This window comes from Thermodesulfobacteriota bacterium (assembly GCA_025062045.1).
Classification (GTDB): Bacteria; Desulfobacterota; Syntrophorhabdia; order Syntrophorhabdales; family JANXAF01; genus JANXAF01.
Genome location: JANXAF010000012.1, coordinates 17715 through 35620, shown reverse-complemented (window position 1 = coordinate 35620; position 17906 = coordinate 17715). Strand labels below are relative to the sequence as shown.

General features: G+C 42.0%; 17 protein-coding genes and 1 pseudogene. 12 read left to right on the top strand and 6 right to left on the bottom strand.

The genetic code is table 11. The features are described from left to right. From NZ583_08120 to NZ583_08100, 5 genes are all read left to right on the top strand, one after another. Positions 1 to 1089 carry a PilW family protein gene (locus NZ583_08120; GenBank protein ID MCS7281565.1) on the top strand — a complete coding sequence of 363 codons (1089 nt, stop codon included), beginning with the start codon at positions 1 to 3 and terminating at the stop codon, positions 1087 to 1089. Beyond that, entirely contained in the window at positions 1044 to 1712 is a 669-nt protein-coding gene (locus NZ583_08115) for a hypothetical protein (GenBank protein MCS7281564.1), read from the top strand. Before NZ583_08120 ends, NZ583_08115 begins: the two co-directional genes overlap by 46 nt. A gap of 82 nt (positions 1713 to 1794) precedes the next feature. Continuing rightward, a complete protein-coding gene (locus NZ583_08110; protein ID MCS7281563.1) occupies positions 1795 to 2934 on the top strand; it encodes an alanine--glyoxylate aminotransferase family protein in 1140 nt (379 codons plus the stop codon). 9 nt (positions 2935 to 2943) lie between these two features. Then, the gene (gene serA / locus NZ583_08105) at positions 2944 to 4545 is read left to right on the top strand and encodes a phosphoglycerate dehydrogenase (protein ID MCS7281562.1); all 1602 of its coding nucleotides are present in this window, start codon (positions 2944 to 2946) and stop codon (positions 4543 to 4545) included. An 8-nt stretch (positions 4546 to 4553) separates the two neighbouring features. After that, positions 4554 to 5192, top strand: a complete 639-nt coding sequence (locus tag NZ583_08100) for an HAD family hydrolase (GenBank protein MCS7281561.1) — start codon at positions 4554 to 4556, stop codon at positions 5190 to 5192. Positions 5193 to 5194: 2 nt separating this feature from the next. Here NZ583_08100 and NZ583_08095 read toward each other — a convergent pair whose 3' ends face one another. The 3 genes and pseudogenes from NZ583_08095 to NZ583_08085 form a co-directional block, all read right to left on the bottom strand. Then, the gene (locus NZ583_08095) at positions 5195 to 5437 is read right to left on the bottom strand and encodes a hypothetical protein (protein ID MCS7281560.1); all 243 of its coding nucleotides are present in this window, start codon (positions 5435 to 5437) and stop codon (positions 5195 to 5197) included. Next, positions 5427 to 6439 (bottom strand): annotated as a pseudogene (locus NZ583_08090) (SDR family oxidoreductase). Before NZ583_08090 ends, NZ583_08095 begins: the two are co-directional and overlap by 11 nt. Further along, complete coding sequence (locus NZ583_08085) at positions 6432 to 7760, bottom strand: UDP-glucose/GDP-mannose dehydrogenase family protein (GenBank protein MCS7281559.1); 1329 nt, start codon at positions 7758 to 7760, stop codon at positions 6432 to 6434. Before NZ583_08085 ends, NZ583_08090 begins: the two are co-directional and overlap by 8 nt. Positions 7761 to 7851: 91 nt before the next feature. Here NZ583_08085 and NZ583_08080 point away from each other — a divergent pair, with 91 nt between their 5' ends. The 7 genes from NZ583_08080 to NZ583_08050 are packed head-to-tail and all read left to right on the top strand — an operon-like array spanning position 7852 to position 15110. Beyond that, positions 7852 to 8640, top strand: a complete 789-nt coding sequence (locus NZ583_08080; protein ID MCS7281558.1) for a glycosyltransferase family 2 protein — start codon at positions 7852 to 7854, stop codon at positions 8638 to 8640. Then, positions 8618 to 9610 carry a GDP-mannose 4,6-dehydratase gene (locus tag NZ583_08075; GenBank protein ID MCS7281557.1) on the top strand — a complete coding sequence of 331 codons (993 nt, stop codon included), beginning with the start codon at positions 8618 to 8620 and terminating at the stop codon, positions 9608 to 9610. The genes NZ583_08080 and NZ583_08075 overlap by 23 nt, the downstream gene beginning before the upstream one ends. Beyond that, positions 9573 to 10724 (top strand): DegT/DnrJ/EryC1/StrS family aminotransferase, encoded by a 1152-nt coding sequence (locus NZ583_08070; protein MCS7281556.1) that lies wholly within the window; start codon positions 9573 to 9575, stop codon positions 10722 to 10724. Before NZ583_08075 ends, NZ583_08070 begins: the two co-directional genes overlap by 38 nt. Continuing rightward, entirely contained in the window at positions 10721 to 11866 is a 1146-nt protein-coding gene (locus tag NZ583_08065; GenBank protein MCS7281555.1) for a glycosyltransferase family 4 protein, read from the top strand. Before NZ583_08070 ends, NZ583_08065 begins: the two co-directional genes overlap by 4 nt. Next, positions 11835 to 13001, top strand: coding sequence for a glycosyltransferase family 4 protein (locus tag NZ583_08060; GenBank protein MCS7281554.1), 1167 nt, complete (start codon positions 11835 to 11837; stop codon positions 12999 to 13001). The genes NZ583_08065 and NZ583_08060 overlap by 32 nt, the downstream gene beginning before the upstream one ends. A 43-nt stretch (positions 13002 to 13044) precedes the next feature. Beyond that, complete coding sequence (locus NZ583_08055; protein ID MCS7281553.1) at positions 13045 to 14685, top strand: glycosyltransferase family 39 protein; 1641 nt, start codon at positions 13045 to 13047, stop codon at positions 14683 to 14685. A gap of 8 nt (positions 14686 to 14693) precedes the next feature. Further along, positions 14694 to 15110 carry a DUF296 domain-containing protein gene (locus tag NZ583_08050; protein ID MCS7281552.1) on the top strand — a complete coding sequence of 139 codons (417 nt, stop codon included), beginning with the start codon at positions 14694 to 14696 and terminating at the stop codon, positions 15108 to 15110. A 5-nt stretch (positions 15111 to 15115) separates the two neighbouring features. On the opposite strand, the gene ybgF is transcribed toward NZ583_08050, so the two are convergent. From ybgF to NZ583_08035, 3 genes are read right to left on the bottom strand one after another with little or no spacing between them, the layout of a single operon-like run. Beyond that, positions 15116 to 15964 (bottom strand): tol-pal system protein YbgF, encoded by an 849-nt coding sequence (gene ybgF / locus NZ583_08045; GenBank protein MCS7281551.1) that lies wholly within the window; start codon positions 15962 to 15964, stop codon positions 15116 to 15118. A gap of 11 nt (positions 15965 to 15975) precedes the next feature. Beyond that, positions 15976 to 16596: a peptidoglycan-associated lipoprotein Pal gene (gene pal / locus NZ583_08040; protein ID MCS7281550.1), complete on the bottom strand. Its 621-nt coding sequence runs from the start codon at positions 16594 to 16596 to the stop codon at positions 15976 to 15978. Positions 16597 to 16612: 16 nt separating this feature from the next. Further along, on the bottom strand, positions 16613 to 17896 hold the full coding sequence (locus NZ583_08035; GenBank protein MCS7281549.1) for a hypothetical protein: 1284 nt from the start codon (positions 17894 to 17896) through the stop codon (positions 16613 to 16615). Between the last annotated feature and the right edge of the window lie 10 nt (positions 17897 to 17906).

Below are 17906 nucleotides of genomic sequence, written 5' to 3'. Positions count from 1 at the left end.
ATGAAAGGGACATCCAGAGGTTTTAGCCTTATAGAAATTCTCGTCGTTATGGCTATCCTTTGTATAGTGATAATGATGGGTTCAGAGACATTTATGGCGACGATTAAAGGAGCGAGAAGAGAAACAGCAAGCTCAATGACGCAGATAGAATTAACGGTTGCCCTAAATTATATCCGTTACGATGTCGAACACGCAGGATATGGCCTCTGCAGGAAATTTATGGGGAATATACGGTATGAAGAAGCCCGTGATTTAGAGATTTCACACCTCAATGATGCGCCGTCCGGAATTCCGCGACCAATCATTTCGGATAATAACAAGGGCATGAACGGATCGGATAGACTAGTGATAAAATCTGTTCTTGCCGGAACGAATGAAACCTGCACGAAGTGGACCTACGTGAAGTTCGGAGAGCCTCCGAAGATGTGGGACGATGCCAAACTGAGATTAAAAAATAACGAGAGGGTGATTGTTATAAAACCAGGAAGAGGGAAGGAACGTATAGATGAACTCGTTATGGACCCAAATGGTTCGTTTTTTACTTTATTTAAGGTAGAAGGTCTTGGTCCTAATTTTTCACCTAAGACGGAAAACGAGAGGTACATCATATACGGGGTTGATCCGGACACGAATTTGAGAATGCCTTTTAACAGGACAGACTATTTTATAAGAGTTCCTTCTTCGGGAATGCCATCTCGATGTGCTCCTAATACGGGTATCCTCTATAAAGCGACATTGAATCACAGCGACGGCAGATTTACCTACTTGCCTATTATGGACTGTGTGGCTGATTTTCAGGTAATTTTCGGTGTTGACCTAAATGGGGATGGACTTCTCGACTCCTACATTGACGATGTCTCAACTTATGATGCCGAGACTTTAAGAAAGAGAATAAAGGAGGTTCGCCTCTACATCCTCACCCACATTGGAAAAAAAGATGCGGACTACAGTTTCAATCAAGATAGAATCTATGTCGGAGAATTTGGAAAAGGTCGGGAGCTTAATTTGCCACAGGTTCTGGGTCAAACTTACAGAAATTACCGATGGAAGATTTACTCGGTGGCTGTACAACCGAAGAATCTACAATGATGGTAGATAGAGTAGAAGGGGTCGCACTTATTTCGATTCTTGCTCTAATCGTGATCGGATCGATCCTTGTCGGTGTAGTTTTATATCTTCTTGAAAGGGGTACGGAGATTTCGATTCTCGAAAAAAAGTACCGGGTTGAAAAGGAAGCTGCTCTCGGGGCCATAGAGTTTTTATGCACGGAGATTCTTCCCGATTCTATTCAAGTTGCATCCCAGTCTGGAGACGTAATAGCAAAAATTGCAAATAAGTACAGATCTTCGGAAATGACACGTTTCACGTTTATTACGAGTAACGAATGTATAAGGGACAAACTTTTAAAAAACACTAACCAGTGGGCAAACTTATGCAGTAGTTCGTCCGATCCTAAAGTTTCTCCGGACATAAAATTTACTCTGAAAAGCGAAGGTGACATCCCTTTCGGAGTCTATGTGAAGATCGTAGAGACTGTTGCAGGGAATACGTCAACCCAGCCTGTAAGTCTTGAAGGGGGCGGAGTTACCGATACTCAAGCAGGTATTATATCACCGCAACACTTTCCTTATCTTTATCGTATTGAGGTTCAGGCAGAAAGGGAGATAAATCCTAAAGAGAGGGTCAATCTGGAAGTGTTATTCGCCTACTGAGATTCCAAGCTCTTTCTGTTGTTTTTTTTTGCAATTTTTGGTAAAAACAGGGACGCGATAAAAAGTTTAGGAGGAATTCAAAATGTTGAAAAGATATCTTTTAGCCCCCGGGCCAACCACAATACCGCCAGAAGTCTTACTTAAAATGGCGGAGCCAATCCTTCACCATAGAAATCCTCTTTTTGAGGCGGTTCTCGAAGAAGTCAGGGAAAATCTTAAATATCTTTTCGGTACAAAGAATGAGGTTCTCATATTTGCGTCTTCCGGTACTGGCGCAATGGAAAGTGCGGTAACGAACGTTCTTTCACCTGGAGACAAAGCGATCTGTATAAGGGGAGGAAAGTTTGGAGAAAGATGGGCTAATATTTGTAAGGCTTACGGGGTTGAGACCATAAATATCGATGTTCCATGGGGAGAAGATCTGGACCCTGAGGAAGTTGAACGTACATTGAAGAAGCATCCTGATGCAAAAGCTATATACACCCAGGCAACAGAGACTTCAACCGGGGTCAAATTCCCCATAAAAGAGATTGCTGACATTGTAAAGAACTATCCGGATACCCTTATGGTTGTAGACGGGATAACTGGTGTTGGAGTCTTTGAACTTCCTCAGGATGCATGGAACATTGACGTACTAGTTGCGGGATCTCAGAAGGCGTTGATGTTACCACCAGGGCTCTCTTTTTGTGGCGTAAGTGACAAGGCTTGGGAATTTAATAAAAAGTCGAAACTTCCAAAGTTTTACTTTAATTGGCAGAAAGAACTAGAAAATCTAAAAAAGAATCAGACGAATTTTACTCCCGCAATTTCTCTCATCATGGGTCTTAGGGAATCTTTAAGAATGATAAGGACCGAAGGCTTGGAAAACATCTACCGAAGAATCGATATCCTAGCAAGAGCAACAAGGGAAGGGGCCAAGGCCCTCGGCCTAAAGATTTTTGCGAAAACTCCAAGTCCCGCAGTTACCGCGATCTGCGCTCCGGACGGGATCGACGGTCAGGAGATTTATAAAACGATGTGGAAAAAGTACGGGGTAACAGGTGCGGGAGGTCAAGATCAACTGAAAGGAAAAGTTTTCCGGATAGCCACCCTCGGATACGCTGACAAGTACGATGTGATAACAGCCATCTCCGCTTTGGAATTCACTCTCAGAGATTTAGGGTACAAGTTCGAACTTGGTAAGGGTGTATCTGCCGCACTGGAGGTTCTAAAGGAACTTTAGGAGGTCTATATGGTGAAGGTTTTAATCGCCGACGATCTTTCTGAAAAGGCATTGGAGATACTAAAAGAGAATAATTTCGAGTTTGACATAAAGACTGGACTTAAAGGCGAAGAGCTAAGAGCCATAATCGGAAATTACGATGCTCTCATTGTGAGAAGCGCAACGAAAGTGACAAAAGATGTTATAGAAAAGGCGGATAAATTAAAAATAATAGGAAGGGCGGGTATCGGCGTTGACAACGTCGATGTGGCGGCAGCTACAGAAAAAGGAATAATAGTCATGAACACACCACAAGGAAATGCTTTAGCCGCAGCCGAACATACAATCGGGCTTATATTCGCCGCCGCAAGAAAGATAGCGCAGGCCGATAGAACAATGAAAGAAGGAAAATGGGAAAAGAAGAAACTTATGGGTATAGAGATATACGGTAAGACACTAGGTATTATAGGGATTGGAAACATAGGTTCCCTTGTCGCTGAAAAGGCGTTAGGACTTGGCATGAGAGTGATAGCTTACGATCCATACGTTTCAAGAGAATATGCTGAGGCAAAGAAAGTCGAACTCGTGGACTTCGAAACACTCCTTAGAGAGAGTGACATAATAACGATCCACGTTCCCCTTTCCAAGGAAACGAAAAATATGATCAATAAAGAGGCCATCGAAAAGATGAAAGATGGGGTAATACTTGTTAATGTCGCAAGGGGTTCGATCGTTAACGAAAAGGACCTTCTTGATGCCTTAAACAGCGGAAAAGTGTCTTACGCAGCACTGGATGTATTCGAGGTAGAGCCCCCGCCTCCTTCTGACCCGCTCGTCCTTTCGGAGAAGACCGTTTGTACTCCTCATCTTGGAGCATCGACAGTGGAAGCCCAGGACAAGGTTGCAATAGACATAGCGAATCAGATAGTTGAGTATTTCAAATATGGAGTCATAAAGAACAGTGTGAATGCCCCATCCGTAAGCATGGAGACGGCAAAAGAGATCGCTCCTTATCTTGCCCTTTCAGAGAATCTTGCCTGTCTTTTAGGATCTATAACAGAGTTTCCGATAAAGGAGATATCTATCGACTACATTGGAGAAGTTTCAAGGCTGGAGACCAGGGTTTTAACTCAGGGCATCCTAAAAAATATACTTTCACCTCAGATAGAAGGAGTGAACTACGTTAACGCGCCTTTAGTGGCGAAAAGTAGAAACATCAAAGTAATAGAATCGAAAATAGGGGAACATCACGATTACGTCTCCTTAGTCGTTATAACAGTGAAAGAGAACGGACGTTCAAACAGTGTTGAAGGAACGCTTTTGGGGAAAAAAGAACCAAGGCTTATAAAGGTGAATAACATTTATGTGGAGGCGGATATAAAGGGAGGAACTTTCCTTTTCGTTTATAACTACGATAGACCAGGTGTGATAGCAAGTATTAGCAGCGTATTTCACAAAAAAGGAATAAACATCGGATCGATGCATTTTGGTAGGGAATCGAAAGGAGGGGTTGCCATATCCCTTTTGGGTTTGGATGAAGAAATCGATGATACGATCATAAAAGAGATAGAAGCCCTACCCAACATTTTGAAAGTTAAAAAGATCGAATTTCCCGTCCGGAAGCTAAGGTAGCACAATTTGTGGTAAAAGCAATAATCTTCGATTTTGACGGTACTCTTGCGCCTCTTAACCTCGATTTTTCACATCTGAGGCGGGAAGTACTAAAAATAGCATATCAATACTTACCGCCAGAGGCTCTGAACTCTTTTAACGATATGCCAGTCCTTGAAATGATATATGAACTTGAAGGAGTGCTCGAAGAAAGGGGTCAAGAGTTCAAAGACCAAGCCTTTTTGAAGCTTAACGAGCTGGAAATTGAGGCCGCGAAGAAAAAGGCACTTTTTCCTTACACCCGCCGTGTCCTCAATTATCTTAACGGGAAATCCATAAGAATCGGTATAATAACTCGCACGTGCATGGGTGCCGTAACTCAGGTCTTTCCTGATTTCGAAGATTACGTAAGTGCAGTCATAACGAGGGAGCATGTGCGGAGGGTTAAACCCCACCCGGAGCACATACTGAAAATTCTTCAAATCCTTTGCGTTCATGCGTATGATGCGATGGTTGTGGGTGACCACGTAACAGACATAATTGGAGGTAAGCTTGCGGGCACGAAGACAGCAGCAGTTCTTACAGGAAGAACTGAAAGAGACGAATTTTTGAAACTAGAACCGACCTATATACTAAACGATATAAGTGAAATCCTAGAGATCGTTTGAGATCATTCTTTTCTTCGGGTAAAAATGATTCTGTACTTATCCCTATTTTGTTCGTAGCAAAGAAGACACTCCTCGTCGCTATCAAGTGAAGATGAATCGAATTTTTCAACATCCGGAAGGGGTTCCAAATGGACCTCAAACCCTATCTCTTTATATAGCTCCACCAATTCAGAAAGCTTCGGCTCACAGGCTATCATCCTTTTTTCCCAACCCTGTTCTTTAAGGATCTTTTCTCTATTGGTCATAAAGGACACCTCTAAAATATTCTACGGTCCTTTTTAGGCCTTCCTCAAGACCTATCGTTGGCTCCCAATTGAGGAACTTTTTTGCGAGACTTATGTCCGGACATCTTCTCCTTGGATCATCGGGACTGCCTCTTTATGTACGATCTTCGACTTTGACCCAGTGATTTCGATGACCTTTTTAGCAAGTGTTTCAATTTGTATCTCTTCTGGATTACCAAGGTTTAGAGGACCTGGAAAACCGGAAAGTCTAGGCCTTGGAAAATCATAAGTTTCTCTATGATCTTCAATTTCGTAATCCATCATTCTAATCATACCCTCTATTACATCGTCCACATAACAGAACGATCTCGTCTGTTTTCCGTCGCCATATATCTCGAGATCTTCACCTTTTAGGGCTTTTGTTATGAAGTTACTTATAACTCTTCCATCGTCCAGTCTCATCCTAGGACCATAAGTATTAAAAATCCTCACAACTTTTATGTCCACAGAGTTCTGTCTCATGTAGTCAAAAAAAAGGGTCTCTGCCACCCTTTTTCCTTCATCATAGCAGCTCCTTAAACCAATAGGGTTAACCTTTCCCCAATAGTCTTCGCTCTGGGGATGGACTTCCGGGTCGCCATAAACTTCGCTTGTGGAAGCCTGCATAACACGAGCCTTAACCCTCTTTGCAATCCCAAGAACGTGCAGAGCACCGAGGACGTTCACTTTTACCGTTTTTACCGGATTATACTGATAGTGAACTGGGCTTGCAGGACATGCAAGATTGAAAATCCAGTCTACCTCCACAAAGATTGGCTGAGTTATGTCGTGTCTTATAAGTTCAAATCTAGGATTATTAAGGAGATGGGATATGTTTTTTTTCTGCCCAGTAAAGAAGTTATCCAGGCAGAGAACTTCATGACCGTCTTTTAAAAGCCTTTCACAAAGATGTGAACCTATGAAACCTGCCCCTCCTGTTACTAGAATTCTTTTCGGTCTGTGGTAGGTCTTGTACTTATACATCCTGCCTCCCAATAGAGATGTAGCGGAAACCGAGTTTCTTCATAGTCAAAGGGTTATACTGGTTTCTTCCATCGAATATCACAGGAGCCTTCATAAGAGCCTTCATCCTCTCGAAATCAGGTTCTCTGAAAGAGAGCCATTCGGTAACTAAAATCAGAGCGTCCGCGCCGGCTAAGACTTCGTACTGGTTGTTTCCAAAAGTCACGTTGCCATTGTCCTTAAAAAACTCTTTTGCGTTTTTTAAAGCCTTTGGGTCATAGCACGAACAAATCGCGCCATCCTGGGTTAAGGCTTTAACGATGAAAAGGGAAGGAGCATTTCTTATGTCGTCGGTATTGGGCTTAAAGGAAAGTCCCCAGACCGCAAATTTTTTTCCCTTTATATCTCCACCGTAAAAATTTTTTATCTTTTCCACAAAGATTCTCCTTTGCATCTCATTTACCTCTATTACCTGTTCCAGAATGGTTGGTCTATATCCAGCCTCCAATGAGGATCTAATAAGTGCCCTCACATCCTTTGGAAAGCAAGATCCACCGAAACCAACCCCGGGAAACAGAAACTTTGGACCTATTCTCGAGTCACTTCCGATCCCCCTCATCACCATCATCACATCACAACCGAGCCTTTCGCAGATGTTGGCTATCTGGTTCATAAAGGAGATCCTTGTCGCCAGCATACAGTTTGCGGCGTATTTTGTCATTTCGCTTGACTTTATATCCATAGTTATAATTGGCGCTCCAGTTCTAACAAAAGGAGAGTAAAGTTCTTTTAAAATCTCCTCAACTCTTGTGTTTTCGACACCTATAACTATCCTTTCCGGTTTCATACAATCTTCTACGGCGGAACCTTCCTTTAGAAATTCAGGATTAGAAGCTATATCGAAAGGTATGTCGAGATCCCTCTTTTTTAGCTCGGACTCGATAATGGCTTTAACCTTATAACAAGTACCAACAGGAACTGTAGACTTCACAACTATTATTCTGTATTTTTCCATGAATCTACCTATATTATGAGCTACTTCTTCCACAAATCGTAGATCTGCCGATCCATCTTTATCCTGTGGAGTACTCACAGCGATGAATATTATAAGACCGTGATCGATTGCCTCTTTTATATCTTCTGTGAAGCGAAGCCTTTCCTGAGCCAGATTATTCTTTATAAGCTCTTCTAGTTGTGGCTCGTATATAGGGACAAGCCCTTCCTTTAAAATCTTTATCTTTTCCGTATCTATGTCCATTATAACAACGTCATTCCCCGTTTCGGCAAAACACGCACCTGTTACTAGTCCAACGTATCCTGCCCCTATAATAGAAAGCCTCATCCCTCACCTCCTGGATCGCAATTTAAATAAATTTTTACCCGCTAGATGTTTGATTTCAAGGCTTTTTTGATGTAGATTTAAGGGGTTTTTTATGCTATCGGTCTTTATGATCACCTACAACAACGCCCCGACAATAGAGAGGGCACTTCTTAGTGTTTCTGATCTCAAGGACGAGTTAGTAGTTGTCGATTCCCACAGTACGGATGGAACGACTGAAATAGTTGCAAAATATGCGGACAAGCTCTATCATCTGGACACAGATGATTTAAGAAAAAAATATCAATTCGCACAGGATCAATGTTCTTTTGAGTGGGTGCTATTCATAGATGCGGATGAGTGGTTAACAGAAGAGCTAAAACAAGAGATACGGGAAACCCTATCAAGAAAAGACGGCGGTTTTGACGGATACATAATTCACAGAAGGAATATCTATCTTGGCAGAGAGATAAAGCACGGTGGCTGGTATCCTGACAGAGAGATAAGGTTATATAAGCGAGAGAAGGGTAGGTGGGAGGGAGGAATCCACGCAAAGGTCGTAGTGGATGGAAAAATAGGAACGTTAAGGCATAAGTACATGCATACTCCGTATTCCAGTACGTCCCATCAAATTCACACAATTATTAGGTACTCGGAAGCTTATGCCTGGGACCTTTTTAATTCCAATAAAAAATTTAGCCTTCTAAAGATGATTGGGAGACCTTTTTTCAGATTTATCAGGGACTACTTTTTAAAGATGGGATTCCTAGATGGGATCCCCGGTCTTATAATTGCTGTCTCGACAGCTTATTATGTTTTCATGAAACAGGGAAAGCTCTGGGAAATACAAAACGTTCTCTCTCAGAGCGAAAGGGCTAACTATGGAAAGATTCGAGGCTTATAAAGATAAGGAGGTCTTAATAACTGGCGGTTTAGGCTTCATAGGCAGTAATTTGGCGATAGAGCTTGTAAAATATGGCGCGAAAGTAACGATAGTAGACAACATGCTTCCAAGGCAGGGCGGAAATCTTTTTAATATTCATGAAATAGAGGACAAAGTCAAGGTAAATTTCTCGGATGTCAGGAATCAGCTTTCCATGAACCACCTGGTGAAAGGAAAAGACTACGTTTTTCATCTGGCAGGACAGGTAAACCACGTAGACAGTATGAGAAATCCGATTCAGGATCTTGAGATAAATTGTCTTGGAACCCTTGTTCTTCTTGAGGCTTTGCGCCACAACAACAGGAACGCCAAAGTTATTTTTGCAGGAACACGGGGTGAGTACGGAAAATCGGTAAGACTCCCTGTCGATGAGGACCATCCAACTAACCCGAAGGGTATATATGCAGTAACGAATCTAACGGCCGAAAAAATGGTTCTCGTGTATCACGAGATTTTTGGAATCAAAGGGGTCTGTCTAAGAATCACAAACACGTACGGGCCACGTCACCAGATGCAGCACGATGAGTACGGTGTTTTAAATTGGTTTATCAGAAAGGCAATGGACGATGATGTTGTGCCTGTCTTCGGGGACGGAAAGATACTCAGAGACTTCCTGTACGTCGAGGATCTGGTGGAATGTATGCTGATTACGGCTCTGACTGAGGAAGCATACGGAATGGTTTTTAACGTTGGTACAGGGATACCTGTAAGCTTCATAGAGCTTGCAAAAAAGATAGTAGAAATAGTTGGCTCTGGTCGAGTGGAATTCAGAGAGTTTACTAAGGAAAGGAAGGAAGTGGAGCCGGGAGACTATTACGCGGACATATCAAGGATAAAAAAAGTGGTTAAGTGGGAGCCAAAAACATCCTTGGAGGAGGGCATAAGAAAGACAGTTGAATTCTACAGAAAGTACAAGGACAAATACTGGTGAAGTTATGGGAGTATACCCTTTTAACCTAGCAAGGGACGCGCTAGACATAAAAGAGGAGCTAAAAAAAATTTTTGAAGAGGTGCTAGATAGTGGAGAGTATATACTCGGCGATCAGCTGAGTCTCTTTGAGAAGGAATTTGCTGATTTTGTCGGAGTAAAGTACGCGGTTGGTGTTAACTCAGGTACAGATGCTTTGCGTATAGCTGCGCTTTCGCTAGGTCTTGAAAGAGGCGACAGGTTCGTCACGACACCTAACACCTACATAGCCACAGTGATGGCTCTTTCCGTGATGGGACTGGAACCAGTACTGTGTGACATAGAACTTGAAACTTACACGATGGATCCTAACCAACTGGAAGACATATTGCGAAAGGAAAATGGAATAAAACTGTGTATCCCTGTTCATCTTTACGGGCATCCGGCAAGGATGGATGAGATAACAGAGGTATGTAGAAAGTATGGGGTTTTCGTGCTAGAAGATGCATGCCAAGCTCACGGGGCAAAGTACAAGGAAAGAAAGGTCGGAAGCATAGGGGATGCGTCTGCTTTCAGTTTTTACCCTACAAAGAATCTTGGTTGCCTAGGCGATGGGGGAATCATTGTTACCTCTTCGGAAGAAGTTTATGATAAGGCCAGAATGCTTAGGAATTACGGACAGAAAGAAAAGCACGTGCACCTAACTCAGGGGTTTAATTCGAGGCTTGATGAAATACAGGCTGCGTTTTTAAGAAAAAAGCTTCCCCATCTCGAGGAACAAAACAAAAAAAGAAGGCATATAGCGTGGTTATACAAAAAAGAACTCCATGATTTACCACTAGATCTTCCGTATGAGGCAGATTGGGCATACCATGTGTACCATCTCTTCGTCGTAAGGACAGAAAAAAGGGACGAGCTCGCATCTTACCTTAGAAACTCGGGTATTCATACACTCATCCATTATCCAACGCCCATCCACTTGCAGCCGGCTTATAGCTTCCTAAATTACAGACGAGGAGATTTTCCAAACGCCGAAAAGGCGGCTTCACAGATCATCTCTTTACCAATGTACCCTTCCCTTAAGGAAGATGAAGTATTGAGAGTCTGTTACAGTATAAGAAAGTTTTTTGCTCAATGAAGATCCTCCACTTGATAAGTGACTGGAAGTGGACAGGTCCGGCAGAGCCAGTTGTGTCTTTATGCCAAGCTTTATTGGAGGAAGGTATAGAGGTAAGGATCGCCTATAGGAAAACTCCTATAGTCTTTCCTGAAAGGACAATTGAGAGCGAGGTGAAAAGAAGAGGGATACCATTTTATGAGAAGTTCAAGTTGAATAGGTACTTTTCAGCAAAAGATTGGATATACGATCTTTTTGAGATAGGGAGGTATTGCGAGAAAGAAGGAATTGAGATTTGCCATACACACCTTTCCCACGACCATTTTTTGGCATTTTTCTCCTTGATCTTGAGACCTAGAAGGCCGTTAATCGTTCGTACAGACCATAAGAGGGAAGGATTGAAAAAGGATCCTTTTTTTTCCTTCGTCGTAAAAAGAACTGATGGAATCGTAACCTACAGTGAAAGAATAAGGATTTGGGATGTGGAGAGGTTCGGTCTAGACCCCAAAAGGACATGCGTCATCCCACCTGGGGTAAATTTCGATTTCGGCACGATAAAGGAGATGAGAGGAGAGTTGGGAATAAGACCTAACGATAAAGTAATTGGAGTGATTGGGAGATTAAAGGCGGACAGGGGGTACGACACTATAATACGAGCATTCAGGATAGTGAAAAATAAAATCCCTGACTCGAAACTTCTCATTCTCGGTCGGAGCTCTCAGATTGAGAAGAGCGTATTAAAACCCATAAAGGAAGCTAAAATAGAAGATCATGTTATCCTTGCCGGATATAGGATAGATGACTACTACTCCGTGATCAACTGCTTCGATCTTTTCGTCATGATGAGGGCTGGAACGGATGGAACAGCGAGAGCTTTAAGGGAGGTTATGGCTATGGGAAAACCTGCTATTGTATCTGATTCTGGAATGCTTCCAGAACTTGTAAAGGAGGGAGAGACCGGATTTGTAGTTCCGAAAGATGAAGCGATCCTCGCAGAAAGAATAATAACCCTTCTTCTCAATGATGACTTGAGAAGACGCATGGGGGAGAATGCAAGGATTTATGCATCAGAAAACTGGACCTATAGGATGCAAGCTCACCGTCTTATAGAATTCTACGAAAGGCTTCTTTATGAGAAGACTAAAAATCGCCATCGTTCTTAACCGTTTTTTTCCTTCATCCGGAGGTCAGAGTTACTTTTCTTTTCTTGCTAGTGAGCTTTCAAAAAAAGGACACGAAGTTTACGTTTTTGCAATAGATGCGGAAGATAAAAATCCTAAAGACTATAAGCTCGTTTTGGTTCCAGTCATTAAAAGGCCAAAATTCTTAAGAATTATAAGTTTCATTCTAGCGACTCGCCGGATCTTAAGTAAGCACGAATTCGACATAATTCACATGGTAGACGAAGGACTAACGATGAACGTTTTTAATCCTCACGGAGGTGTAGAAAAGGCTTACCTTAAGCAGGAGTTCGCATCAATAGACAATAGGCTTTACTACTTACTAAGATGGCTAAGGAGGTATCTAAGCCCCTCCCATTATCTCATTTTATGGTTGCAGAAAAGACAGTTTAAGGGGGAGAAAGTAAAAAAGATAATAGCGATCTCCCAAATGGTAAAAGAGAATATACAAAGATATTACGGTATTGATGAAAGTAAAATTGCATACGTTTTCAACACGTGTGACTTGAATCGGTTCCGTCCAGAGAACAGGGAAAGATTTTTAGTGCCAGTACGGGAAAAATTAGGAATCCCTTTACATTCATGCGTTCTCATGTTTGCAGGGCACAACTTCCGACTAAAAGGGTTGAAAGTACTTCTTCGGGCTATGCAAACGCTCATTGTCGATGAAAAAAAGGACCTTTACCTTATAGTCCTTGGCAGGGGTCGGATTTCGAGCTACAAAAGGATGGCAAAAAAACTAAATATCGCAGACAGGGTCCTTTTTTTGGGATCAGTAAGTGACGTAGAGAGATACTACGCCGCAAGTGATATTTACGTCCATCCAACATTCTACGATTCTTGCTCTCTCTCCGTTCTTGAGGCTTTTGCTTCTGGTCTTCCCGTTATAACAACGAAATACAACGGAGCAAGTGACATCATAAGATCAAAAGATGGCGGGATCGTGCTTGAGGACCCAGCTGACTTTATGGCACTTAAAGATGCGATACTGTATTTTATGGATGAAGGAAGAAGAGCGTTCGCAAGAAAGATCGTGAGAAAATGGATGGAGGAATTCGGACCCGAGAGGAATATCGATGAGACGCTAAAAGTTTACCATGAAATCCTCACTAGATAAAAAATTGAAAATCCAAATTCTACGTAGGAACGGGGAGACAGATATGAATTGGAAAAAAGATGGATATGAGTATGTGATTCTTTTCGCTTTGACGGTTCTTATTTTCTTTTTAGGTTTAGGGAACAGAGACCTTTGGACACCTGATGAGCCACGAGTAGCAGAGATTGGAAGGGAGATGGCACTGGAAGGTAACTATGTCGTACCAATGCTTAACCGAAAACCATTTTTAGAACAGCCACCGCTATTCTATTTAAGTTTGGCCTTTGCCTATAGAATTACTGGAAGGGTTGAGGACTGGGTTGCGAGAATCCCTTCTGCGTTTTACAGTTTTTTAGGCACATTTGCCGTATTTCTCATCGGAAGAAACCTTTTCGGAACAAAAGTTGGGATTTTGGGCGCATTCATTCTTGCAACGTGTCTGGAATATTTTAGGGTTTCGCGATGGGTAATTGTAGACAGTGCTCTATCCTGTTTCATCTTTTTTGCGTTATGGGCGTTTCTAAAAGCTTATTTCGGTCACGAAGGAAGTAAAGCTCTGTATTATTTTTTAATGTGTATTTTTTCCACGCTTGCATTTTTTGTCAAAGGCTTTATTGGGGTTGCCATTCCTGCTCTTACCGTTATTTCCTTTCTCATTTTCGAGAGGAATGTAGGGGAGATAAGAAGGATGAAGCTTCAATACGGGATAACCGTATTTTTGGTAAGTTTGGGAATCTGGACATGGCTTTTATATAAAGAAGGCAATGTAGAGTATCTTAAGATTTTCTTCGTCGATAATAACCTTTTGAGATTTTTCCCCGGCGGAACATCGGGTCATCAAAACCCATTTTACTATTATTTTTTGGAGTTTCCATCTGCCTTCTTTCCTTGGATAATCCTATTTTTTCCAGCCCTTGTTTATGTCTTTTCTAAAAGCCCACAACACGAAAAAAAGGCTCTACTTTTTCTCAAATGCTACTTTATTTCGGGGTTCGTTCTTTTAAGCCTTGCTTCTACAAAAAGGATTCTGTATATGGTTCCTATTTTTCCATCGGCAGCACTGATGGTTGCTCTGTACCTCGATCATTTTTTTAGGTCTGAAAATCGGACTCTCATGGAAACGTCTTTTACCTACATTCATTCCGGTATCATTTTTGCCCTCGGGATCGGGCTTCTTCCTCTTGTTATCTTTTTCTCGAATAAATATGGAACAGACCTTAAAGGAGAGGACATTTTAAGGATTTCTATCTTCTCTTTTGCCATCGCTTCCCTTTCTGCAATCTCAATTTTTGATCTTAGGCGACTCAGGTTTAAAAAAAGTATTTTCTTTAGCGGAATGGCTCATTTTTCTTTTCTTCTCTTTCTTCTTTTCTGGGTGAGTCCTTACATAAATCCCTACAAGAGTTTTAAGCCCTTTATGGAGAAGGTCCTTAAAGAGATTCCTAAAGGTGAACCGGTCTATGCTTACAAACCCGATGAAACCTTAAGAGGGTTTTTCCCTTTTTACAGCGGAATTTACCCGATAGAAGTAAAAGAAGAGAACGAAATACGCTCGTCGTTACGTAATAACCCAATGTACGTTGTAATAAGGGATAAGAACGATGTTTTAAGAAAAGAACTCCTTAATCTCGGCTTAAAGGAGGTTTTTTACGTACAAAGGGCCGACAGAAGGTCCCTTGCCCTTTTCAAATCATATGATAGATAGGGGGTTTCATGGACGCTGTATACACATTGGAAAGGCTACATATGGGATCACTAAGGAAAGGGGAGGATCTTGTTCAAGGACTAACCCAGTTCGTTCAAACGAAAGGAATAAGAATGGGTATCCTTTGGGCCATTGGCGCCTTAGAATCCGCTAGACTTGCCTACTATGATCAAAAGAAAAGGGAGTACGTTCAAATATCTATCGAGGACGGTGTAGAGATTTTGTCTATGTTTGGAAACATATCGGAAAAAGACGGAAGACCCTTCATCCATGCCCACATCGTTGTTGGCGACAAAGATCGTGTCTTTGGTGGACATGTGCAGGAAGGATGTAGGGTATTTGCTCTGGAATACCTCATTTTGGAACTCAGTGGACCTATTCTCGCAAGAAGTTTTGATCACGAAACGGGACTATTCCTTTGGTAATCTTATCATTCGGAAGCTAGGGTCTTTAATCTTCTTTCCGCAATTTTTGCTTCTTCGGATTTAGGGAAAAGCTCGATGATACGTTTAAATGCGGTTAGTGCATTCTTTTTGTCGCCTAAACCGAGGAAAGCCTCAGCCTGGGATAAATAGGCTTTCCTTAAAAATTCGGATCGCCGATATTTTTCAATTATAGCCTGAAACGAAAGGATCGCCTTCTCGTATTCACCCTGACTCATATAAGCCTCACCAAGCCAGTAATAAGCGTTAGGAGTAAAAGGGGTATCAGGATAATTTTTGACGAATTCACTAAATCTCCTTATCGATTCGTCGTAGTTTCCTTTTTGATACAAATTGAACGCTTCTCTGTAAAGTTGTTCAAAAGTCTTTTCCTCCTTTTTTTCCTCCTTTTTTTCTTCCTTTTTCTGGGCCGCAATGATGGATGCCACTTGTTTTCTAAGATCGGATATGTTTTCTTTAGTCTCCTTCCAGTAGGTATTGAGCTGGTATTCCAATTCGTCTACCTTACCAGTTAGGAACTTTATCATCTCATTTAGTGAATCGATCGTTATCATAAGCCTTATGAGCTGTTCTGACTCCTTTTCACGCAATTTCTGCTCCTTCTGGACCTGTTCGTAGGCTTTCGCCTCATACTCCTTTAACCTTCTTTCGACTTTGCCTTCTAGCCTTGTTTCAAGCCTACTTTCACTTTCGGCAATTCTTCTTAAAAGTTCTTCCCTTTGATTGTAAAGCTCGACCCGAAGTGAAGCAAGACTTCTCTGAGTTTGTACAAGCTCGTCAGTTGTTGCGCATCCAAAAAGGACAAGAATAAGAAATAAAGAGACAAGTCTCCACATGGTGCTTCGCTCTATTCGAGTCTGAAGTGGGCTCTTCTGTTTTTAGCCCATGCCTCTTCCGTCGAACGTGGGTCGACAGGTCTTTCCTTTCCGTATGAAATGACTCTTAACCTCTTTGAATCAACTCCCTTCCTTACCAAGTATTCCTTGACCGCTTCGGCCCTTTTCTGACCAAGGATCAAGTTGTACTCCTGGGTTCCCCTTTCATCGCAATGGCCCTCGATTATGACACCCTGTTCACTTTTTGACTTTAGCCATTCCGAAATTGCATCGAGAATCGCGTAATATTCGGGCTTTATAGTGTAACTGTCAAAGTCAAAGAGAATATCCTGAAAAGGAAAACTAAGCTCTTTATCATCAGTTGGCCTACGAATCTCACTTTTCGCCCTGTATTCTTTTTTTGCGATGTCCTCAATTTCTATCTTTGCCTCTTTGTGCGTTTCATAGGGAATCTGTTCGGGTCGTATCTCTCTTTTTTTTACCTGATCTGCTTCTTTTAGAATTCTTATCTCCGGTTTCGACTCTTCGGGGTAGGATAAAGCTCTATCTGGATACGAAACAGGCTGTATCACTTTCGGAGAACACCCGGAGAGAACAAAAATAATTAAAAGAAGAATGACTAAAATGCCCATCGGCTCACTCCTTTCTTTAGTATGGAACAAACCTGCCCTGTGTTTCGTTCTGACCTGTAAGGTTTAGAGTCCTTCTATTTTCTCCATTTACAAACATGACGTTGAGAGTCGCTTTTGGGCCTTTCTGCGAAGAAAAAAGGATGTATCTCCCACAGGGAGAGAAATGTGGCGAATCATTGATACCACCTGAATTTGTAAGGACCCTTACGTTGTTACCCGATGCATCCATAACACATATCTCCAAAGCACCCTCAATCTTCGACACGAAAGCTATAAGATCGCCTTTGGGCGAGTAAGACGGGGAAGTGTTGTATCTGCCCTGGTAGGTTAGTCTTTTTATCTCTCCTGAAGTGAGATCCATTGAAAATATCTGGGGTGTTCCGTGCATGTCCGATGTGAAAACGATCTTCTTTCCGTCTGGCGAGGGTGCCGGGCCTGCAAGTATACCTTCTTTTTTAAGGATCGTCTTTTTTATCTTGGTTTCAAGATCGAGTTTTACTATTGAGGAGTACCTGCCAGATGTATGGGTATAAAGAAGGGTCTTTCTGTCAAGCCACTCCCTACCGACTTTCATTCCATCATCTCTGTCCACGTATACGATCACGTTTCTTTCCCGGTCCACGACATAGAGGTTCGGTTTACCTTCCTTGTAGGAGGTATAGGAGAGGTACTTTCCATCAGGGGAAACAGAGGGAAAGACCGTGATGGTCTTATAATCAGTGAGCTTTTTTAAACCGAATCCGTCTATCCCCGATACAAATATTTCGGTTGAAGCTTTAGGTCCCGCAACAAAGATGACCCTCGAACTCTGTATTCCTCTCATACCGGTAACCAACTCTATCACGTCGTCCGCTATCCTGTGCGCAAGTGGTTTTATTAGGTCCTTTTTTGCCCTGTATCTTTTTGCGAATTCCAACGATCCTGCCGTTGTGTCATACAAGAAAACCTCTGTCATTACCTCACCGTTCTGAAGACTAAACCTTCCTTTTATAATCAGCTCAGTGCCTATGGATTTCCATTTGTTAAACTGTATCTCATGCCTTTCTAGGCCTTCTTCTTTTAATTCCCTGTCCATCAGTGATTCAGGAACGCACGTAAAAAAACCTGAAAATTCGAGATCACTTCTTATTAGCTCTGAAATATCGACTTCGGTTTTTAAAACTTCCTTTGTTTTAAAAGGTGGAACCGCGATGACTATCTTTTTTAAGCCTGTCGCATATACATCAAGGTAAACTTTGGCTGAGGCTAATTCGGGAAGCAATAAAATAATCGCGAGAAAGAAAGATTTGAGAAATCTCATTTAATTCCGA